A 20,429-nucleotide genomic window follows, 5' to 3' on the forward strand; every position below is an offset into this window, starting at 1 on the left:
GCCGGACCCGACGTCGCGTACGGCCGGCCGTCCCGGGGGCGATTTGCCCGCGGGACGGCCGCTGCCGTAACCTTCCCGTTCGTAGCCAAAGACCGCTGGCCGCCGCCGTACGCCCGCAGGGGAGTGCGGTGGCCGAAGGTTCCGCGTACACCGCGGACGGCCCGCGCAGGTGAACGAGGAAGACCCTCCCGCCGGGCCCCGTGCCCGTACGGTCGAGTCCCGCCCCGTGCGCCTGCGCCGGGGCGTTTGTCGTGTGTGCCGGGCCTCGGCATCCGAAGGGCGGTCCATCACCCGGAAGGAGGCTGAGGCTCATGGCGACGCCGGACAAGGTCGAGGCCGTCAAGGAGATCGCGGACAAGCTCCGCGGTTCCAACGCGGCCGTCGTGACCGCGTACACCGGACTGAGCGTGGCGCAGCTCAAGGATCTGCGCCGTTCTCTCGGCGAGAACGCGCAGTACCGAGTGGTGAAGAACACGCTGACCAAGATCGCGGCGAAGGAGGCCGGGCTCGACCAGCTCGACGAGCACCTCCAGGGCTCGACCGCTGTCGCCTTCGTGACCGGTGACCCGGTCGAGGCGGCCAAGGGGCTGCGTAACTTCGCCAAGGACAACCCCGCGCTGGTCATCAAGGGCGGTGTCCTCGACGGCAGGGCCCTGACCGCCGCGGAGATCAACAAGCTTGCGGACCTCGAGTCCCGCGAGGTGCTGCTCGCCAAGCTGGCCGGTGGCATGAAGGCGTCCATGGCGAAGGCCGCGGCGACCTTCCAGGCCCCGCTCACGAAGTTCGTCCGCACCGCGGACGCGCTGCGCGACAAGCGCGACAAGGCCGAGCAGGGCGGTGCCGGTACGCCGGCTCCCGCCGACGCCGCGGAGTAGCGACCCCGCTCTCTCCGCAGCTCAGCGGGCACCGCGAACGCCCGCCGCACTGATGCATCAGTACAACCGGCACCAGCCGACTTAGTGGAAGGACCGCCAACATGGCGAAGCTCAGCCAGGACGACCTGCTCGCGCAGTTCGAGGAGATGACCCTTCTCGAGCTCGCCGACTTCGTGAAGAAGTTCGAGGAGAAGTTCGACGTCGAGGCCGCCGCGCCGGCCGCCGTCGTCACCGCTCCGGGCGGCGGCGGCGCCGCCCCCGAGGCCGCCGAGGAGAAGGACGAGTTCGACGTCGTCCTGCTCGGCGCCGGCGAGAAGAAGATCCAGGTCATCAAGGTCGTGCGCGAGCTGACCTCGCTCGGCCTGAAGGAGGCCAAGGAGCTGGTCGACGGCACGCCGAAGCCGGTTCTGGAGAAGGTCAACAAGGAGGCCGCGGAGAAGGCCAAGGACTCCCTCGAGAGCGCCGGCGCCTCCGTCGAGGTCAAGTGACCTCGTCCCGGCCGGTCGGGGCGCTGTGAGCCCGGCCCGCCGGGTCTGACGGCCCCAGCGCCGCCACCGAGGGCGATCACCCATCCGGGTGGTCGCCCTCGCTGCGTTGCCGGGCCCCTCGGCCGGAGCGCTTGCCCCGCGGACACCGGCGGGTATGGTGATCTTCACCGGCCGGGGCGCGCCGACATGATCTCCCTGGGGCAGGGGGGCCTTGACGAACGGCCAGCGGCGCGCGATTCTCAGGTCGTCACATCGGTCCGTACTCCGAGGCATGGATCGGTGACGGAGTGGGAATGGCTTCAAGCGCGAAGGCATCCGGTACTCGGCATAACTTCAGGGGAGGCCCCACGCGAGGGCGGGCGCTCCCCAGGCAGGAGAGATCGACGATTTGCTGGTCTCCAGCCTCCGCTGGACATCAGTGTGGCGAGTCGCTACACTGACCCTTTGCGCTGCCTGTTAACTGCCCCCTGCCCGTCACCAGGGGTCTGTCCAGAGCTCGTACGATCTTGAGAGACACGCTTTGACCTGGGCGTTCTCCTCCCCGTGTGGGTTTTGGGACCGGTACGCGCGTAGTGAGTCCGAGCCCTCGGAAGGACCCCTCTTGGCCGCCTCGCGCACCGCCTCGACCGCTAGTACGAACAACGGCGCCAGCACCGCCCCGCTGCGCATCTCTTTCGCGAAGATCAAGGAGCCCCTCGAGGTTCCGAACCTTCTTGCGCTCCAGACCGAGAGCTTTGACTGGCTGCTCGGCAACGACGCCTGGAAGGCTCGTGTCGAGGAGGCCCTGGATCATGGACAGGACGTCCCCACCAAGTCCGGCCTGGAGGAGATCTTCGAGGAGATCTCCCCGATCGAGGACTTCTCCGGGTCGATGTCGCTGACCTTCCGCGACCACCGCTTCGAGCCCCCGAAGAACTCCATCGACGAGTGCAAGGAGCGCGACTTCACGTACGCCGCCCCGCTCTTCGTCACCGCCGAGTTCACCAACAACGAGACCGGCGAGATCAAGTCCCAGACCGTCTTCATGGGCGACTTCCCGCTCATGACCGACAAGGGCACCTTCGTGATCAACGGCACCGAGCGTGTCGTGGTCTCGCAGCTCGTCCGGTCCCCGGGCGTCTACTTCGACTCCTCCATCGACAAGACCTCCGACAAGGACATCTTCTCCGTCAAGGTCATCCCCTCCCGGGGCGCCTGGCTGGAGATGGAGATCGACAAGCGCGACATGGTCGGTGTCCGCATCGACCGCAAGCGCAAGCAGTCGATCACCGTGCTGCTCAAGGCGCTCGGCTGGACGAACGAGCAGATCCTGGAGGAGTTCGGCGAGTACGAGTCCATGCGCGCCACCCTGGAGAAGGACCACACCCAGGGCCAGGACGACGCGCTGCTCGACATCTACCGCAAGCTGCGTCCGGGCGAGCCGCCGACCAAGGAGGCCGCGCAGACGCTGCTGGAGAACCTGTACTTCAACCCCAAGCGCTACGACCTCGCCAAGGTCGGCCGCTACAAGATCAACAAGAAGCTGGGCGCCGCCGCGCCGCTGGACGCCGGCACGCTGACGGTCGAGGACGTCATCGCCTCGATCAAGTACCTGGTGAAGCTGCACGCCGGCGAGGTCGAGACCGTCGGGGACAACGGCCAGTCCGTGGTCGTCGAGACCGACGACATCGACCACTTCGGCAACCGCCGCATCCGCAACGTCGGCGAGCTGATCCAGAACCAGGTGCGTACGGGCCTCGCCCGCATGGAGCGCGTCGTGCGCGAGCGCATGACGACCCAGGACGTCGAGGCGATCACGCCGCAGACCCTGATCAACATCCGGCCGGTCGTCGCCTCCATCAAGGAGTTCTTCGGCACCAGCCAGCTCTCGCAGTTCATGGACCAGACGAACCCGCTGTCCGGTCTGACCCACAAGCGCCGACTCAACGCGCTGGGCCCCGGCGGTCTGTCCCGTGAGCGGGCCGGCTTCGAGGTCCGCGACGTGCACCCGTCGCACTACGGCCGCATGTGTCCGATCGAGACGCCGGAAGGCCCGAACATCGGCCTGATCGGCTCGCTCGCCTCGTACGGCCGGGTCAACGCGTTCGGCTTCATCGAGACCCCGTACCGCAAGGTCGTCGACGGCGTCGTCACCGACGACGTGGACTACCTGACGGCCGACGAGGAAGACCGCTTCGTCATCGCGCAGGCGAACGCGCCGCTGACGAACGACCTGCACTTCGCCGAGAACCGCGTCCTGGTCCGCCGCCGCGGCGGCGAGGTCGACTACATCCCCGGCGACGACGTCGACTACATGGACGTCTCGCCGCGCCAGATGGTGTCGGTCGCGACCGCGATGATCCCCTTCCTGGAGCACGACGACGCCAACCGCGCGCTCATGGGCTCGAACATGATGCGCCAGGCCGTGCCGCTGATCCGGGCCGAGGCCCCGCTCGTCGGCACCGGCATGGAGTACCGCTGCGCGGTCGACGCCGGCGACGTCATCAAGGCCGACAAGGACGGCGTGGTCCAGGAGGTCTCCGCGGACTACGTCACCGTCGCCAACGACGACGGCACCTACACCACGTACCGCGTCAACAAGTTCCACCGCTCCAACCAGGGCACCTCCTTCAACCAGAAGGTGCTCGTGGACGAGGGCTCCCGCGTCATCGAGGGCCAGGTGCTCGCCGACGGCCCCTCGACCGACGAGGGCGAGATGGCGCTCGGCAAGAACCTCCTGGTGGCGTTCATGCCGTGGGAGGGCCACAACTACGAGGACGCCATCATCCTCAGCCAGCGCCTCGTGCAGGACGACGTCCTGTCCTCGATCCACATCGAGGAGCACGAGGTCGACGCCCGCGACACCAAGCTGGGCCCCGAGGAGATCACCCGGGACATCCCGAACGTCTCCGAGGAGGTCCTCGCCGACCTCGACGAGCGCGGCATCATCCGCATCGGCGCCGAGGTCGTCGCCGGCGACATCCTGGTCGGCAAGGTCACGCCCAAGGGCGAGACCGAGCTGACCCCGGAGGAGCGGCTGCTGCGCGCGATCTTCGGCGAGAAGGCCCGCGAGGTCCGCGACACGTCCCTGAAGGTCCCGCACGGCGAGACCGGCCGCGTCATCGGCGTCCGCGTCTTCGACCGCGAGGAGGGCGACGAGCTGCCGCCCGGCGTGAACCAGCTCGTCCGCGTCTACGTGGCCCAGAAGCGCAAGATCACCGACGGCGACAAGCTCGCCGGCCGGCACGGCAACAAGGGCGTCATCGCCAAGATCCTGCCGATCGAGGACATGCCGTTCATGGAGGACGGCCACCCGGTCGACATCATCCTCAACCCGCTCGGCGTGCCCTCCCGGATGAACCCGGGCCAGGTGCTGGAAATCCACCTGGGCTGGCTCGCCGCCCAGGGCTGGGACGTCGCCGGCATCAAGGAGGAGTGGGCCGAGCGCCTTCAGGGCATCGGCGCCGACCAGGTCGCCTCCGGTACGAACGTCGCGACGCCCGTCTTCGACGGCGCCCGCGAGGACGAGCTGGCCGGCCTGATCCAGAACACCCTGCCCAACCGCGACGGCAACCGCATGGTGCAGCCGTCCGGCAAGGCGAACCTCTTCGACGGCCGCTCCGGCGAGCCGTTCCCGGAGCCGATCTCCGTCGGCTACATGTACATCCTCAAGCTGCACCACCTCGTGGACGACAAGCTCCACGCCCGGTCCACCGGCCCGTACTCGATGATCACCCAGCAGCCGCTGGGCGGTAAGGCGCAGTTCGGCGGCCAGCGGTTCGGCGAGATGGAGGTGTGGGCCCTGGAGGCGTACGGCGCCGCCTACGCGCTTCAGGAACTGCTCACCATCAAGTCGGACGACGTGACCGGCCGCGTGAAGGTCTACGAGGCCATCGTCAAGGGCGAGAACATCCCCGAGCCGGGCATCCCCGAGTCCTTCAAGGTGCTCATCAAGGAGATGCAGTCCCTGTGCCTGAACGTGGAGGTGCTCTCCTCCGACGGCATGTCCATCGAGATGCGCGACACGGACGAGGACGTCTTCCGTGCCGCGGAAGAGCTTGGCATCGACCTGTCCCGGCGGGAGCCGAGCAGCGTCGAAGAGGTCTGACGGGTCGGGGAGCGGCTTCCGTCGAAGCCGCTCCCTCCCCCTCGGCCCTGGCGGGCCCGGGTGGGCACCCCCACCGCGACCCGCGATCAGACCCATTGACACACGACCCTGAGAGGGATTGACGAGAGTGCTCGACGTCAACTTCTTCGACGAGCTGCGGATCGGCCTGGCGACCGCGGACGACATCCGGACCTGGTCGCACGGCGAGGTCAAGAAGCCCGAGACCATCAACTACCGCACCCTCAAGCCCGAGAAGGACGGCCTCTTCTGCGAGAAGATCTTCGGCCCCACCCGGGACTGGGAGTGCTACTGCGGCAAGTACAAGCGCGTCCGCTTCAAGGGCATCATCTGTGAGCGCTGCGGCGTCGAGGTGACCCGCGCCAAGGTGCGCCGTGAGCGGATGGGCCACATCGAGCTGGCCGCGCCCGTCACGCACATCTGGTACTTCAAGGGCGTACCGTCGCGCCTGGGCTACCTGCTCGACCTGGCTCCGAAGGACCTGGAGAAGGTCATCTACTTCGCCGCCTACATGATCACGTGGGTGGACGACGAGCGCCGCCAGCGCGACCTGTCGTCGCTGGAGGCCCAGATCTCCGTCGAGCGCCAGCAGATCGAGCAGCGCCGCGACGGCGACCTGGAGGCCCGGGCCAAGAAGCAGGAAGCCGACCTGGCCGAGCTGGAGGCCGAGGGCGCCAAGGCCGACGTGCGCCGCAAGGTGCGCGAGGGCGGCGAGCGCGAGATGAAGCAGCTCCGCGACCGGGCCCAGCGCGAGCTGGACCGCCTGGACGAGGTGTGGAACCGCTTCAAGAACCTCAAGGTCCAGGACCTGGAGGGCGACGAGCTGCTCTACCGCGAGCTGCGCGACCGCTTCGGCACGTACTTCCAGGGCGGCATGGGCGCCGCGGCGCTCCAGAAGCGCCTGGAGTCCTTCGACCTGGACGAGGAGGCGGAGAAGCTCCGCGAGATCATCCGCACCGGCAAGGGCCAGAAGAAGACCCGTGCCCTGAAGCGGCTGAAGGTCGTCTCCGCGTTCCAGCACACCCGCAACAGCCCCAACGGCATGGTGCTGGACTGCGTCCCGGTGATCCCGCCGGACCTGCGTCCGATGGTGCAGCTCGACGGTGGCCGCTTCGCGACCTCCGACCTGAACGACCTGTACCGCCGCGTCATCAACCGCAACAACCGGCTGAAGCGGCTGCTCGACCTCGGCGCCCCCGAGATCATCGTCAACAACGAGAAGCGCATGCTTCAGGAGGCCGTCGACGCGCTGTTCGACAACGGCCGCCGCGGCCGGCCGGTGACCGGCCCGGGCAACCGCCCGCTGAAGTCGCTGTCCGACATGCTCAAGGGCAAGCAGGGCCGCTTCCGGCAGAACCTGCTCGGCAAGCGCGTCGACTACTCGGCCCGTTCCGTCATCGTCGTCGGCCCGCAGCTCAAGCTGCACCAGTGCGGCCTGCCCAAGGCGATGGCGCTGGAGCTGTTCAAGCCGTTCGTGATGAAGCGCCTGGTGGACCTGAACCACGCGCAGAACATCAAGAGCGCCAAGCGCATGGTCGAGCGCGGCCGCACGGTCGTGTACGACGTGCTGGAAGAGGTCATCGCCGAGCACCCGGTGCTGCTGAACCGGGCGCCGACGCTGCACCGCCTCGGCATCCAGGCGTTCGAGCCGCAGCTCGTCGAGGGCAAGGCCATCCAGATCCACCCGCTCGTCTGCACCGCGTTCAACGCGGACTTCGACGGCGACCAGATGGCCGTGCACCTGCCGCTGTCCGCGGAGGCGCAGGCCGAGGCCCGCATCCTCATGCTGTCCTCGAACAACATCCTCAAGCCCGCCGACGGCCGGCCGGTGACCATGCCCACCCAGGACATGGTGCTCGGGCTGTTCTTCCTCACCACCGACGAGATCGAGGGCGAGAAGAAGGGCGAGGACCGCTCGTTCGCCTCGGTCGCCGAGGCGATCATGGCCTTCGACGCCGGCGAGCTGTCGCTCCAGGCGAACGTCGACATCCGCTTCCCCGTCGGCTCCGTGCCGCCGCGCGGCTGGACGCCGCCGGTGCCGGAGGGCGAGGGCGCGGCCGACTCGGACTGGCAGCCGGGCGACCCGTTCCGGCTGCGTACCACGCTGGGCCGGGCGCTCTTCAACGAGCTGCTGCCCGAGGACTACCCCTTCATCCACTACACGGTGGGCAAGAAGCAGCTCTCCGAGATCGTCAACGACCTCGCCGAGCGCTACCCGAAGGTCCTCGTCGCGCAGACCCTGGACAACCTGAAGTCCTCGGGCTTCTACTGGGCCACCCACTCCGGCGTCACCATCGCCATCTCGGACGTGGTCGTGCCGGAGGCGAAGAAGGAGATCATCGCCGGGTACGAGGCCCAGGACGAGAAGGTCCAGAAGCAGTACGAGCGCGGCCTGATCACCAAGGACGAGCGCACCCAGGAACTCATCGCGATCTGGACCAAGGCGACCAACGAGGTCGCCGAGGCCATGAACGAGAACTTCCCGAAGACCAACCCGATCTTCATGATGGTCAACTCGGGTGCGCGCGGAAACATGATGCAGATGCGCCAGATCGCGGGCATGCGCGGTCTGGTGTCCAACGCCAAGAACGAGACCATCCCGCGGCCGATCAAGTCCTCGTTCCGTGAGGGCCTGTCCGTGCTGGAGTACTTCATCTCCACGCACGGCGCCCGCAAGGGTCTCGCCGACACCGCGCTGCGCACCGCCGACTCGGGTTACCTGACCCGTCGTCTGGTGGACGTCTCGCAGGACGTGATCATCCGCGAGGAGGACTGCGGCACCGACCGCGGCCTGAAGCTGGAGATCGCGTCGGTCGGCGCCGAGGGCGTGCTGCGCAAGGCGGAGGACGCCGAGACCTCGGTGTACGCGCGCTGCCTCGCCGAGGACATCGTCGTCGACGGCAAGGTGCTGGCCCCGGCCGGCACCGACCTGGGCGACGTGCTCATCGACGAGCTGATCCGCCACGGCGTGGCGACGGTCAAGACCCGCTCGGTGCTCACCTGCGAGTCCGCCGTCGGCACCTGCGCCATGTGCTACGGCCGTTCGCTGGCCACCGGCAAGCTGGTGGACATCGGCGAGGCCGTGGGCATCATCGCCGCCCAGTCCATCGGCGAGCCCGGCACCCAGCTCACGATGCGCACCTTCCACACCGGCGGTGTGGCGGGTGAGGACATCACCCAGGGTCTGCCGCGTGTCGTCGAGCTGTTCGAGGCCCGTACGCCCAAGGGCGTGGCGCCGATCTCGGAGGCCGCGGGCCGGGTGCGGATCGAGGAGACGGAGAAGACCAAGAAGGTCGTCGTCACTCCCGACGACGGTTCCGACGAGGTCGCGTACGGCGTGTCCAAGCGCGCCCGTCTCACCGCCGGCGAGGGCGACCACGTCGAGGTCGGCCAGAAGCTGACCGTGGGTACGGAGAACCCGCACGACGTGCTGCGCATCCTCGGCCAGCGGGCCGTGCAGGTCCACCTGGTCGGCGAGGTGCAGAAGGTCTACAACAGCCAGGGCGTGTCCATCCACGACAAGCACATCGAGATCATCATCCGGCAGATGCTGCGCCGGGTGACGATCATCGAGTCCGGCGACGCGGAGCTGCTGCCGGGCGAGCTGGTCGAGCGCTCGAAGTTCGAGCAGGAGAACCGCCGCGTGGTGGCCGAGGGCGGCCAGCCGGCCTCCGGCCGGCCGCAGCTCATGGGTATCACCAAGGCGTCGCTGGCCACCGAGTCGTGGCTGTCGGCGGCGTCGTTCCAGGAGACGACCCGGGTGCTCACCGACGCGGCGATCAACGCCAAGTCGGACTCCCTGATCGGCCTCAAGGAGAACGTGATCATCGGCAAGCTGATCCCGGCCGGTACGGGCCTGTCCCGCTACCGCAACATCCGGGTGGAGCCCACCGAGGAGGCCAAGGCCGCGATGTACTCGACCGTCGGCTACGACGACATCGACTACTCGCCCTTCGGCACCGGCTCCGGCCAGGCGGTCCCGCTGGAGGACTACGACTACGGCCCGTACAACCAGTAGGACGGGCCCGTCACCGCACGGACCGCAGGGCGGCTCTCCCCCGGGAGAGCCGCCCTGCGGCGTTCTCGGTGCGGCGCTAGCGGCGGTGGCCTTCGGTGTACATCCGCAGGTGGTGGATGCGGGTGTGGTGGTCGGGGTGAGAGTCGAGCAGACGGCGCAGGAGACCCTCCCGGGGCGCCATGTGCGGGCCGTGCGGCGCGGCTGTGGGCTGCGGGTGCGGGTGGCCGGGTGGCGGCGGGGGTGCTCCGGGCGTGCCGTACGGGGGCGTCGGCCCTGTGGCCGGGGGCATCCACGGCCGGGTGCCGGCAGCCGGGTGTGCCTGCCGCCGCGCGGCGGTCTCCGCCTCGTGCGTGTGCGTGAGGACGTCGGCCAGCATGGGCCCGAAGCCGAGCGCCGCCGCGTGCCGGTCGGCGCGCAGCTCGGCGCGCCGGCTGACCGCCGCGATCAGCCAGGGTATGGCGACGACCAGCAGCGGCAGCCCGTAGAACTGGTCGATCGTCACGAGCGCCATCCCGCCGAAGAAGAGCACGGCCAGCCCCGCCACGACGCAGCCGCAGCCGGGCGCCACGGCGAACACGGCGCCGACGACGCCGCGGAGCAGCCGCCAGGCCAGCCTGCCGGGCAGGGCGTACCAGTAGCCGAGCAGCGAGGACCAACTGTGGCCGCCCACATGGTGCCCCAACTCGTGGGCGAGGACGGCCGCGAGATGGCGGGGAGGCAAATGGTGCACGGCGTAGCCCGTGACGCCGACGATGTGGCCGGCTGCGGCGACGGCGTTCAGGCCCTGGGAGTCCTCGATCCACAGCCGGTAGCTCCTGCCCTCCACACCGCCTCGCGCCGTCACCTCCCGCCAGATCGGCGCCAGCTTCGCGTCCTCGGCTGAGGTGGGGTAGCGCAGCCCGAGCAGCCGGCGGGCGAGCAGGTCCTCGGTGGGGCGGTGGAAGACGAGCAGGCCGCTGGCGAGCCAGGCGACGACCAGCAGCCAGGCCATGCCGCCGAAGAAGAGCGAGACGAGGCTGACGACGATGAGGCTGGCGATGAAGTTGGGGACGTGGAGGGCGAGGTTGCCGAGGGCTGCGGCGTCCGCGCCGCGCTGGCGCTGGGCGATATGGATGCGGCGCCGGGCGAACAACTCGTCGTCGGGCAGGGCGGTCGGCCCGGGCTCGGGGCCGGGCGGCTCGGTGCCGGGCGAGGGCTTGGCGCCGTTGGGGTGTGCCGCGGGGGATGGCGCCGGTTCGGGTCGTCCGGGGTCCGGTGCCTTGCCGGGGTAGGCGGGCGGTTCCTCGCCGGGGTAGACAGGCGGCTGCTCGCCGGGGTACGGGGGCGGCTGCTGCCCGGCCGGGTCGGTGGGCTCGTTCATCGGGCGGTGCCTCCCTCCGCGTCGTCGTCCTCCGGCACCTCCGGCACCTCCGGCACGGCGTCGGCCGGCCCGGGGAACCGCTCCGGCGGCCACGGGCCGAGCGGCGGCGCGGCGGGTGGGGTGGGCGGGGTGGGGGCCGGCGGCGGGGCGCTCGGCATCTGCGGCAGTGTTCCGTAGCCGGCGGGCGGCTTCCAGTCGGACACCGGTACGGGGTCGGGGCCGGTCCGTTCGGCCGCCTTCGGCGCGTCGGCGTCCGGCTCCCCGTGCACCCCGGGACGCCGTTGGGCGAGGATCTGCTTGACCGTTTCCAGCGCGAGCTTCTTGGGCCCCTCCAGCTCGTATTCCTCGACGTCCCCCTTCCCGCCGAGCAGTTGTACGACCAGATCCTTCTGCGTCTCGATGAGTGCCAGCTCGTCCTGGCGCAGGTTCTCCATTACCAGGCGCGAGTCCTCGGGGTGGTGCGACAGGTGCATGGCCATCGCGGTGGCACCGCCCCTCTCCAGATGCCACCGGTAGAACTCGATCTTCTCGGCCTCCAGCCGCTGTAGCTCCACGGCCTGCCGCTGGGCCTGGACGTTCTGCTCGTGCTGCCAGCCGAGCTGCTTGGACGCGAGCTCGTGGTGCTGCTCGCCGTAGGACATGGCCCGCTCCAGCTCCAGGGAGTCCCGCGCCTGGAGCCGGATGTTCTCCGCCCGGTCGGTCTCCGCGCCGCGCCGGGACCGGCGCACGTTCTCCGCGGCGTCGTGGTCGATGGACTGGAGCCGCTGCTGGTGGGCGATGTTGGCGCCGTCGCGCCGCACGCGGACGGTCCAGTCGACGCGCAGCCCCGCATCCTCGCCGAGCGGCCCGCGGTCGTAGAGCGCCCGCAGCAGGGCCCGTTCGGCGTCGGCGCTGCGGTCGATGGCGAAGCCACGCGCCACCGGTCGGGCCGCCTCGCGCAGGCGGCCGAGGACGAGAGCGGGGACGTCCCGGTGGCCGCTGGTGATGAAGCGTGCCGGGTCGGTCACCTGCCAGAACAGCTCGGCCTGGACACCGAACTCGAACGCGTCGTTGTCGCTCGGCAGGTTCAGCTCGGCGTTGACCGGGTGCCGCCCCATGTCCACCTCGTACACGGCCGTGTAGCGGCGCGCCGCCGCCTCCGTGCGGCTCGGCCGATGCGGCGGGACGAACACCTCGTATCCGCCGTCCGCGGTGGCGAACACGAGGGCGTGGTCGATGCGGGTCGGCGGCTTGCGGGTGACGAACTCCAGGCGGGAAAGCTGTCGTACGGTCAGGACGGGATCGATGAGGGCCGTGTGCCTGTCGGCCTGCTGGTCCCAGTCGGGTGGACGGCGAAACTCGTGCATGGATGCCTTTCGGTGTGGCGGCAGCGCGTGCCGCGGGTTCGTGCGGTTTGTCACCAGTGCCGGCTCAGTACGCTCAGCAGCCTGGCGGCCACGGGCGGCGGCAGTGTCCCGTCGTCGCCTGGCATGGTGCGCAGCAGGTGGCTGAGGCGGTCGTGCTCCCGCCCGGTCGTCACCAGGGCGGGCAGGAGGGCGGCGAGGGCCCACTCGGTGGGCTCGGCGCGGTCGGCGGCCAGCACCCAGTCGCGGAAGACGTCGAGTGCTTCCCGGCCGTACGAGCGTGAGTTCAGTGCGCAGCGCCATAGGTCGGCGATGCCGGCGGCGTCCTCGCTGCCGGTCGCCATGGCGTCGGCGTACCACGCCAGCACCTGCGGCTGGGCATCGGACGCGGCGCCGTCGGACTCGTCGCCGACACGGCGGCAGGCCCCGACGAAGCCGCCCACGCCCATGTCCCGTACCGCCCGCTCGCTTTCCGGCGTCTGCCGCAGCTCCGCCAGCACGACGCCGCGGGCGTCGGAGGTGAGCAGCAGCTCCACGGCGTCAGCCAACTCGTCGCGTAGGAGGGCGAAGGGCGGCGGCTCGTCGAAGACCTCCGGGTCGGCGGGGTCTTGCCGCTCGCCCAGCTCCACCAGCTCCCGGTGCAGCCGGCGGGCGGCCTTGCGCAGGGAGCGAAGGGTCTCGCGGGGGCGGGCGGGGCCGATGAGGGCGTGTGTCCTGATGGCCACCCATCTCTTGTCCTCGCTGTCGTCCTCGCACCAGGCATCCAGCACACGGACCACGTTGGGCACGCCGATGCCGTACGCGTACAGGAGCGCGCCGGCGGCGGCGAGCTTGCGGCGGAAGTCGTCGGCGAGTGTCCACGGCTCGACGATCAGGGCCATGGCCGAGGGGAAGTCACGGGCCGCGAAGACCGCCGTGACCGCCGCGGCGCGGCTGCGGACGAAGGGGCGGCCGTCCCGGGCGAGGCGGGAGAGCCAGCCGACGAGCGCGGGTCGGGCCGAGGGGTGGGCGGTCCAGACCTGGCGGAGCACCACGGGGGCGGTGCGGTCGTCCCGGTAGCGGCCCTTGGTGAGGACGACCGGGCCCCACTCGGTCTCGTCCTCCGCCTCGTACGGCTCGGCCCGCAGGACGCCCAGACGCTCGGCCGCCGGCGGGCTGAACACCGGGATCCGCACCGGCCGGTGGGAATCCTCGACGGCCTGGAGCTGCTGGTAGAGCACGTCGGCCAGCTCGGCGGTCAGGGCGTACGGGCCCGCGTCGAAGGCGGCGAGCGCGACCAGGAACGCTTTGTCGTGCAGCGAAATGGAGGGCGCCTCGAACCACTCCCGCACCTGTGACTCGATCGCGGAGAGGGAGAACCCGGTCACGTCGGCCTCGCCGGCCCGGCCGCGGGAGTGGCGGTCCAGCGCCACGGCGAAGGCGGCGACCTCGCGCAACTGGTGGTCCCGGCCGAGGAAGTCGACCACGTGCGGCAGGCTCATCATCCGGTGCGCTTCGTCTTCCCCGACGCGCAGGCACAGGTGCTTGGCGAGCACCTCGGCGCCCGCGGGCGGCTGCCACGGCACGGCGGGCACGTCCTCAAGCACGGCGCTGGGGGCCACGGTGGCGACGAGATACCCGTCGCCGAGCCGCTCCTGTGCGGCGAGCAGGTGGGACTCGCGCAGCGGCTGGTCCCGGCTGGTGACGGCGTCGCACCAGACGTAGCCGCACGGCTCGTCCGCGGCGTGACCGTCCGGGCGCTTCAACTGCTCGGCGAGCCTCGCGGGCGCGGTGTCCTTGTCGAGGAGGCGCACCGAGGTCAGGCCGAGCCGCTGCAGCAGCATCACGGCGGCCGTGCGGCGGCCGGTGAACGGGGGACCGGAGAGGATGAGCACCCGCTCGCCGCGCAACTGCTTCTCCAGCAGCGCGAAGTGGTCCTCGTCGGTCACGAACCGCTCGGCCATCCGCTCCAGCACCGGCGCCGAGACCTTGCCGGAAGCGTGCCCCGCGGTGGAAACGCCGACGTGGTAGATCTCCGTCTTGCCGCCCATGTAGATGTCGCGGGCCCGGCCGCCGCTCATCCCGATCTGGTCGCCGACGACGAAGCTGCCGCCGAAGCGCGCGGAGTGGCCGATGGCGGGCGGCCCGTGCTGTAGGAGGTCACGCCGGGCGCTCCAGGCGTCCTGCGGCCGTTCCTGCTCCTCCTCGGGCCGGTCGTCGGCCTCCTCGGTCTCTGCGGCGGCGCGCTGCTCGTCCTTTGCCGGCTTCGCCCCCTTCCCCGGCTTGGGCGGGCCGTCGCCGGCGGGCTCACCGCCCCCGGCTTCGGCGGCACTCACCGGGGCTCCCGGCGCTCGGTGCCGCCGAGGTGGACGTCGCGGGCCCGGCCGCCGCTGACGCCGGTCTGGTTGCCGGCGACGAAGCTGCCGCCGAAGGTGGGGGAGCCGTCGATACGGATGGACGGGCCGGAGGGCGGGGCGGGCGGCGGCGTACCGTGGTCGGGGGTGGCCGGCTCACCGGCCGGGGGTGCGGCGCCGTCGGTTCCGCCACCGGCTGCTCCGCCGGTTGCACTGGCCCTTCTGTCGTCCGCCTCGCCGTCCGCCGCTGCCGGGTCCGCGGCGGTCCCGGCGGGCAGCGGCCCGTACAGCCAGGCTGTCAGCCGGCCGTTCTTGCTGTCCACGCCGACGCTGTGAAAGTCCTCGGCCCGGATGCCCGGGCGGCCGTGCCGCACGATCCCGTTACGGATCTCCGGCGAGACGAGCAGTGCGAGGCCGTCGGGCCGTTCACGCAGCGCGCGCCTGAGGAGGTCCGCGTCGAGCAGCCGGCAGGCGTGGTTGAGGTCGGAGCCGACCCAGCCGCCGTGCTCGTCGATCCCCACGAATCCCGTGGCCAGCACGGCGCGCAGCCGGATCTGTGCGCTTCTGGAAGCCATCCGGTTGACCGCGTGCAGTTCTACCGGGGCATCGGAGATCAGAGCGCGCAGGATGGCGGGCACCGAGGCGTTGGCGTCGATCAGCTCGATGACCCCGTCGCCGCGGTCCGCGCGCCGCCGCATCGTCGGATCCGTACCCGCGGTGTCGAGGATGCGGTCGGCGATGTCGTAGAGCATGCGCCGCAGGTACGTCTGTTCCACATCGTCGCGGCGGCTGTAGTTCTCGATGTCGAGAAGGAGGATCGTGCGGCTGACTGGGTCGGTCATGAGCGCCTCTCTGCTGGTGCCGTCCCGGAGCACAGCAGGGTGGCGCGGGTCGGCGCCGGGCAGTGAGGTCGTATAGACGCAGTCGAAGTGTGAACACGTACACAAGGTAGCCCTGAGGACTGACACAACTACTCTGTGTAACTGTGGTGGGGTGTGCTCGACCTCAGATGCGGGCCATGCGGCGCAGCACGTCCGGCCTGAGCACCACGAGCGTCCGGCGCCCGGTCGTCACGACGCCGCGGTCGCGCAGCTCCCGCAACAGGCGCTGCACCATCTCCCGGGACGCGCCGATGGAGCCTGCCAGCTCCTGTTTGCTCAGCGGCACGCGCACCTCGATGCCGGCGTCGGTCCGGTGCCCGTGGGCGCGGATCAGGTCGAGCAGGAGGACGGCGAGGCGTTCGCGTACGGGCAGGGCGGCGGCCTGGAGGCGGTGGCGGTCTCCGGAGCGCAGGCGGTCGCTCGTCAGGCTGAGCAACTGCATGGCCGCGCCGGGGCAGTCGCGAAGGAAGGAGGCGAAGCGATCCTGCTCGATGGCCACCGCCTCGACCGGCTCCAGCGTCGTCACCGTGGCCGAACGCGGACGGCTGCTCACCGCCGCCGCCTCGCCGACGATGTCGCCCGGGCCGCGCAGCGCGAGCAGCGCCTCGTATCCGTTGCCGGCCGCGGACGCGGTGACCTTCGTCCAGCCGCGCAGGATCAGCAGCACGTGGGTGGACGGCTCGTCCTGGCGCAGCACGGCGGTGCGAGTGGAGAACTGCAAGGCCCGTCCCGTGGACAGGAGTGTGGTGCGGTCCTCTTCTTCGAGCCGGGCCAGGAACGGGACGCGGTCCTCAAGCCCTTCGAACTCCCAACGGGGCCTCTCGGTCGCCATTCCCACCTGTTCTCCCAGTCACCCGGTGTCTCAAGGCGGATGAACGTACTGCACGGGGCTACGATGAGACAGCGCGCGAACCGGACAACGTGGTGTACAGGGGGCGCACGGCGATGACGCGAACTTCCCGGCGTCCTACTGGAACTCCCTCGTTTCCCCGTGCGTCGAGCACAATAGAAAGCACGCGGTCCGCGGAGACCGCGGGTGGGGAGGTTCCTGAGTGTCCATGCAGCCGTGGGACCAAAGCCGGCCTCCGTCCATGCGTGCCTCGCACGCCGACCGGGAGCGGACCGTCGATGTGATCAAGGCCGGGTTCGCCGAGGGCAGACTCACCCAGCCGGAGTACGAGCAGCGCATGTCGCAGGCGTACGAGGCGCAGACCTACGGCGAGCTGCACCTGCTCATCTCGGACCTGCCGCAGGGCCCCATCGGCATCCCGACGATGCCGGCGGTCGTACCGCGTACGTTCCAGCCCGTGCCCGTGCTGCCGCCGCCGCGGAGCACGAACAGCTCGGCGGTCGGCGCCCTGGTGTGCGGGGCGCTGGTGCCGGTGGTCGGGGTGACGTTCATCCCGGCGATCATCCTGGGGCACAAGGCGCGCGGCGAGATCCGCAGAACCGGCGAGCAGGGTGACGGCATGGCGCTTGCGGGCCTGGTCATCGGCTATCTGGCGCTCGGTTTCGTGGCCTTCATCGCGCTCATCGTGGCCGCCGTGGCCAGCAGCGGAGCATAACCATACCCAGGCCCGTCGTCCCTTATGTCTTTTTGTTTTGACCGGAGCGGGTGGCTGTAGGTACCCTCTGACCTTGTGCCTGGGGTGTCCCCGGGTCTTCGCGTGCGCGGGGGCACTCCCGCGAAGGCGCCGAGGCTGTGACACCGAAGAGCTGCACTTCCCCGTGAGATTTTGCGGGGACGTACGGGGCTTGCGACACACCCGACCGCGTGGGTCGGGGGCCGGCGGGTCTTCACGGACAAAACCCCAGGTTAGAAGTATCGAGATCGGCACACAGAAACTGGAGAAACGGTGCCTACGATCCAGCAGCTGGTCCGCAAGGGCCGGCAGGACAAGGTCGAGAAGAACAAGACGCCCGCGCTCGAGGGTTCGCCCCAGCGCCGCGGCGTTTGCACGCGTGTGTTCACCACCACCCCGAAGAAGCCGAACTCGGCCCTGCGTAAGGTCGCGCGTGTGCGTCTGACCAGCGGTATCGAGGTCACGGCTTACATCCCGGGGGAGGGGCACAACCTGCAGGAGCACTCGATCGTGCTCGTGCGCGGTGGCCGTGTGAAGGACCTGCCGGGCGTTCGCTACAAGATCATCCGCGGTTCGCTCGACACCCAGGGTGTCAAGAACCGCAAGCAGGCCCGCAGCCGCTACGGCGCCAAGAAGGAGAAGTAAGCATGCCTCGTAAGGGCCCCGCCCCGAAGCGACCGGTGCACATCGACCCGGTCTACAACTCTCCTCTGGTGACCTCGCTGATCAACAAGGTGCTGCTGCACGGCAAGCGCTCCACCGCCGAGCGCATCGTGTACGGCGCCATGGAGGGCCTGCGCGACAAGACCGGCAACGACCCGGTCATCACGCTGAAGCGCGCCCTGGAGAACGTCAAGCCGGCCATCGAGGTCAAGTCCCGCCGCGTCGGCGGCGCGACCTACCAGGTCCCGGTCGAGGTCAAGCCCGGCCGGTCCGCCACGCTCGCGCTGCGCTGGATCGTGGGTTACTCCCGCGCCCGCCGTGAGAAGACGATGACCGAGCGGCTCATGAACGAGCTGCTGGACGCGAGCAACGGCCTCGGTGCCTCCGTCAAGCGACGCGAGGACACCCACAAGATGGCCGACGCCAACAAGGCCTTCGCGCACTACCGCTGGTAGTCGAGAACCCCGTCTTACGAGAGAGAAGACTGAGCCAAAATGGCCACCACTTCACTTGACCTGGCCAAGGTCCGCAACATTGGGATCATGGCCCACATCGACGCGGGCAAGACGACCACCACCGAGCGGATCCTGTACTACACCGGTGTCTCGTACAAGATCGGTGAGGTCCACGACGGCGCGGCCACGATGGACTGGATGGCGCAGGAGCAGGAGCGCGGCATCACCATCACGTCCGCCGCGACGACCTGTCACTGGCCGCTCGACGACGTCGACCACACCATCAACATCATCGACACCCCGGGCCACGTCGACTTCACCGTCGAGGTGGAGCGCTCGCTGCGCGTGCTCGACGGTGCGGTGACGGTGTTCGACGGAGTGGCCGGCGTCGAGCCGCAGTCCGAGACCGTGTGGCGTCAGGCCGACCGGTACGGCGTCCCGCGTATCTGCTTCGTCAACAAGCTGGACCGCACGGGTGCCGAGTTCCACCGCTGCGTCGACATGATCACCGACCGGCTGGGCGCGACCCCGCTGGTCATGCAGCTCCCGATCGGCACCGAGGCCGACTTCAAGGGCGTCGTCGACCTGGTCCGGATGAAGGCGTTCGTCTGGTCGCCCGAGGCGAAGCTCGGCGAGGCGTACGACGTCGTCGACATCCCGGAGACGCACCTGGAGGCGGCCGACGAGTGGCGGGGCACGCTGCTCGAAGCCGTCGCCGAGAACGACGAGGAGATGATGGAGCTGTACCTGGAGGGCGAGGAGCCCACCGAGGAGCAGCTCCACGCGGCCGTGCGCCGTATCACCATCAACTCCGGCAAGGGCGACGGCACCACCGTCACCCCGGTGTTCTGCGGCACCGCGTTCAAGAACAAGGGCGTACAGCCCCTGCTGGACGCGATCGTGCGCTACCTGCCGTCGCCGCTGGACGTCGAGGCCATCGAGGGCCACGCCGTCGGCAACCCGGACGAGGTCATCGTCCGCCGGCCGTCGGAGGAGGAGCCGCTCTCCGCGCTCGCCTTCAAGATCGCCAGCGACCCGCACCTGGGCAAGCTGACGTTCATCCGGGTCTACTCGGGCCGGCTGAACTCCGGCTCGCAGGTGCAGAACTCGGTCAAGGGCCGCAAGGAGCGCATCGGCAAGATCTACCGGATGCACGCCAACAAGCGCGAGGAAATCGACTCGGTGGGTGCCGGCGACATCGTCGCCGTCATGGGTCTGAAGCAGACCACCACCGGCGAGACCCTGAGCGACCCGGCGAAGCCGGTGATCCTGGAGTCCATGGACTTCCCGGCCCCGGTGATCGAGGTCGCCATCGAGCCGAAGTCCAAGGGCGACCAGGAGAAGCTGGGCGTCGCCATCCAGCGCCTCGCCGAGGAAGACCCTTCGTTCCGGGTCAAGACGGATGAGGAAACCGGCCAGACCATCATCTCGGGCATGGGCGAACTGCACCTCGACGTGCTGGTCGACCGTATGAAGCGCGAGTTCAAGGTCGAGGCGAACGTCGGTAAGCCGCAGGTGGCGTACCGCGAGACGGTGCGCCGGCCGGTGGCGAAGCACGAGTACACGCACAAGAAGCAGACCGGCGGCTCCGGCCAGTTCGCGCGCGTCATCATCGCGCTCGAACCGCTGGAGGGCGACGGCTACGAGTTCGTCAACGAGGTCACCGGCGGCCGTATCCCCAAGGAGTACATCCCCTCGGTGGACGCGGGCAGCCAGGAGGCCATGGAATTCGGCATCCTCGCCGGATACCCGCTGACGGGCGTGCGTGTGCGCCTGCTGGACGGTGCCTACCACGAGGTGGACTCGTCCGAGATGGCCTTCAAGATCGCCGGCTCGATGGCCTTCAAGGAGGCCGCCCGCAAGGCCGCACCGGTCCTGCTGGAGCCGATGATGAAGGTCGAGGTCACGACGCCCGAGGACTACATGGGCGACGTGATCGGCGACATCAACTCGCGCCGTGGACAGATCCAGTCCATGGAGGACCGGAGCGGTGCCAAGCTGGTCACCGGTCTGGTCCCGCTGTCGGAGATGTTCGGCTATGTCGGCGACCTGCGCAGCAAGACGTCCGGCCGGGCGAGCTACTCCATGCAGTTCGACTCCTACGCCGAGGTTCCCAAGAACGTCGCCGAGGAGATCATCGCGAAGGCCAAGGGCGAGTGAAGCCGTAGGCTGTAGCACAAGGCATTCGGGGTATACCGCCGCAGATCCCCCGGGATCTGCGGCGGGGACCCCGGCCGCCGAACACAGGCGGACTGGTCAAGGGCATCCCCCTAGGGGTCCTGACCGGTTCGGAACGACCACCTGAACCCCTCCGTAGAAGGCGGG

At 69.7% G+C, this 20,429-nt stretch carries 13 protein-coding genes; 8 read left to right on the forward strand and 5 right to left on the reverse strand.

Translation table 11 applies throughout. The annotated features are described in order from the left end of the window. Positions 1 to 311 precede the first annotated feature (311 nt). The 4 genes from rplJ (at position 312) to QBL21_RS03795 (ending at position 9,486) form a co-directional block, all read left to right on the forward strand. Complete coding sequence (gene rplJ / locus QBL21_RS03780; RefSeq protein WP_407560540.1) at positions 312 to 875, forward strand: 50S ribosomal protein L10; 564 nt, start codon at positions 312 to 314, stop codon at positions 873 to 875. A 101-nt stretch (positions 876 to 976) separates the two neighbouring features. Further along, on the forward strand, positions 977 to 1,363 hold the full coding sequence (gene rplL / locus QBL21_RS03785) for a 50S ribosomal protein L7/L12 (RefSeq protein WP_407560541.1): 387 nt from the start codon (positions 977 to 979) through the stop codon (positions 1,361 to 1,363). 601 nt (positions 1,364 to 1,964) lie between these two features. Further along, positions 1,965 to 5,450 carry a DNA-directed RNA polymerase subunit beta gene (gene rpoB / locus QBL21_RS03790; RefSeq protein ID WP_407560542.1) on the forward strand — a complete coding sequence of 1,162 codons (3,486 nt, stop codon included), beginning with the start codon at positions 1,965 to 1,967 and terminating at the stop codon, positions 5,448 to 5,450. A gap of 127 nt (positions 5,451 to 5,577) precedes the next feature. After that, entirely contained in the window at positions 5,578 to 9,486 is a 3,909-nt protein-coding gene (locus tag QBL21_RS03795; protein WP_407566293.1) for a DNA-directed RNA polymerase subunit beta', read from the forward strand. A gap of 76 nt (positions 9,487 to 9,562) precedes the next feature. Here the strand turns inward: QBL21_RS03795 and QBL21_RS03800 are convergent, their stop codons facing one another. The 5 genes from QBL21_RS03800 to QBL21_RS03820 form a co-directional block, all read right to left on the reverse strand. Next, positions 9,563 to 10,846 carry a M48 family metalloprotease gene (locus tag QBL21_RS03800; protein WP_407560543.1) on the reverse strand — a complete coding sequence of 428 codons (1,284 nt, stop codon included), beginning with the start codon at positions 10,844 to 10,846 and terminating at the stop codon, positions 9,563 to 9,565. After that, positions 10,843 to 12,192, reverse strand: a complete 1,350-nt coding sequence (locus QBL21_RS03805; RefSeq protein WP_407560544.1) for a hypothetical protein — start codon at positions 12,190 to 12,192, stop codon at positions 10,843 to 10,845. Before QBL21_RS03805 ends, QBL21_RS03800 begins: the two co-directional genes overlap by 4 nt. Before the next feature lie 50 nt (positions 12,193 to 12,242). After that, entirely contained in the window at positions 12,243 to 14,504 is a 2,262-nt protein-coding gene (locus tag QBL21_RS03810) for a hypothetical protein (RefSeq protein ID WP_407560545.1), read from the reverse strand. Next, positions 14,501 to 15,364, reverse strand: a complete 864-nt coding sequence (locus QBL21_RS03815; RefSeq protein WP_407560546.1) for a hypothetical protein — start codon at positions 15,362 to 15,364, stop codon at positions 14,501 to 14,503. Before QBL21_RS03815 ends, QBL21_RS03810 begins: the two co-directional genes overlap by 4 nt. Before the next feature lie 163 nt (positions 15,365 to 15,527). Beyond that, positions 15,528 to 16,235 (reverse strand): Crp/Fnr family transcriptional regulator, encoded by a 708-nt coding sequence (locus QBL21_RS03820; RefSeq protein ID WP_407560547.1) that lies wholly within the window; start codon positions 16,233 to 16,235, stop codon positions 15,528 to 15,530. Positions 16,236 to 16,494: 259 nt separating this feature from the next. On the opposite strand from QBL21_RS03820, the gene QBL21_RS03825 reads away from it, so the two are divergent. The 4 genes from QBL21_RS03825 (at position 16,495) to fusA (ending at position 20,264) form a co-directional block, all read left to right on the forward strand. Further along, the gene (locus QBL21_RS03825) at positions 16,495 to 16,968 is read left to right on the forward strand and encodes a DUF1707 and DUF4190 domain-containing protein (RefSeq protein ID WP_407560548.1); all 474 of its coding nucleotides are present in this window, start codon (positions 16,495 to 16,497) and stop codon (positions 16,966 to 16,968) included. Between the two features lie 291 nt (positions 16,969 to 17,259). Further along, positions 17,260 to 17,631 carry a 30S ribosomal protein S12 gene (gene rpsL, locus QBL21_RS03830; RefSeq protein ID WP_003948652.1) on the forward strand — a complete coding sequence of 124 codons (372 nt, stop codon included), beginning with the start codon at positions 17,260 to 17,262 and terminating at the stop codon, positions 17,629 to 17,631. Positions 17,632 to 17,633: 2 nt separating this feature from the next. Next, complete coding sequence (gene rpsG, locus QBL21_RS03835; protein WP_027771073.1) at positions 17,634 to 18,104, forward strand: 30S ribosomal protein S7; 471 nt, start codon at positions 17,634 to 17,636, stop codon at positions 18,102 to 18,104. A 39-nt stretch (positions 18,105 to 18,143) separates the two neighbouring features. Further along, the gene (gene fusA, locus QBL21_RS03840; RefSeq protein WP_407560549.1) at positions 18,144 to 20,264 is read left to right on the forward strand and encodes an elongation factor G; all 2,121 of its coding nucleotides are present in this window, start codon (positions 18,144 to 18,146) and stop codon (positions 20,262 to 20,264) included. The last annotated feature ends 165 nt before the right edge of the window (positions 20,265 to 20,429 follow it).

Origin of the sequence: Streptomyces sp. 184 (assembly GCF_045781775.1) — a bacterium.
In the GTDB taxonomy this organism is placed as follows: Bacteria; Actinomycetota; Actinomycetes; order Streptomycetales; family Streptomycetaceae; genus Streptomyces.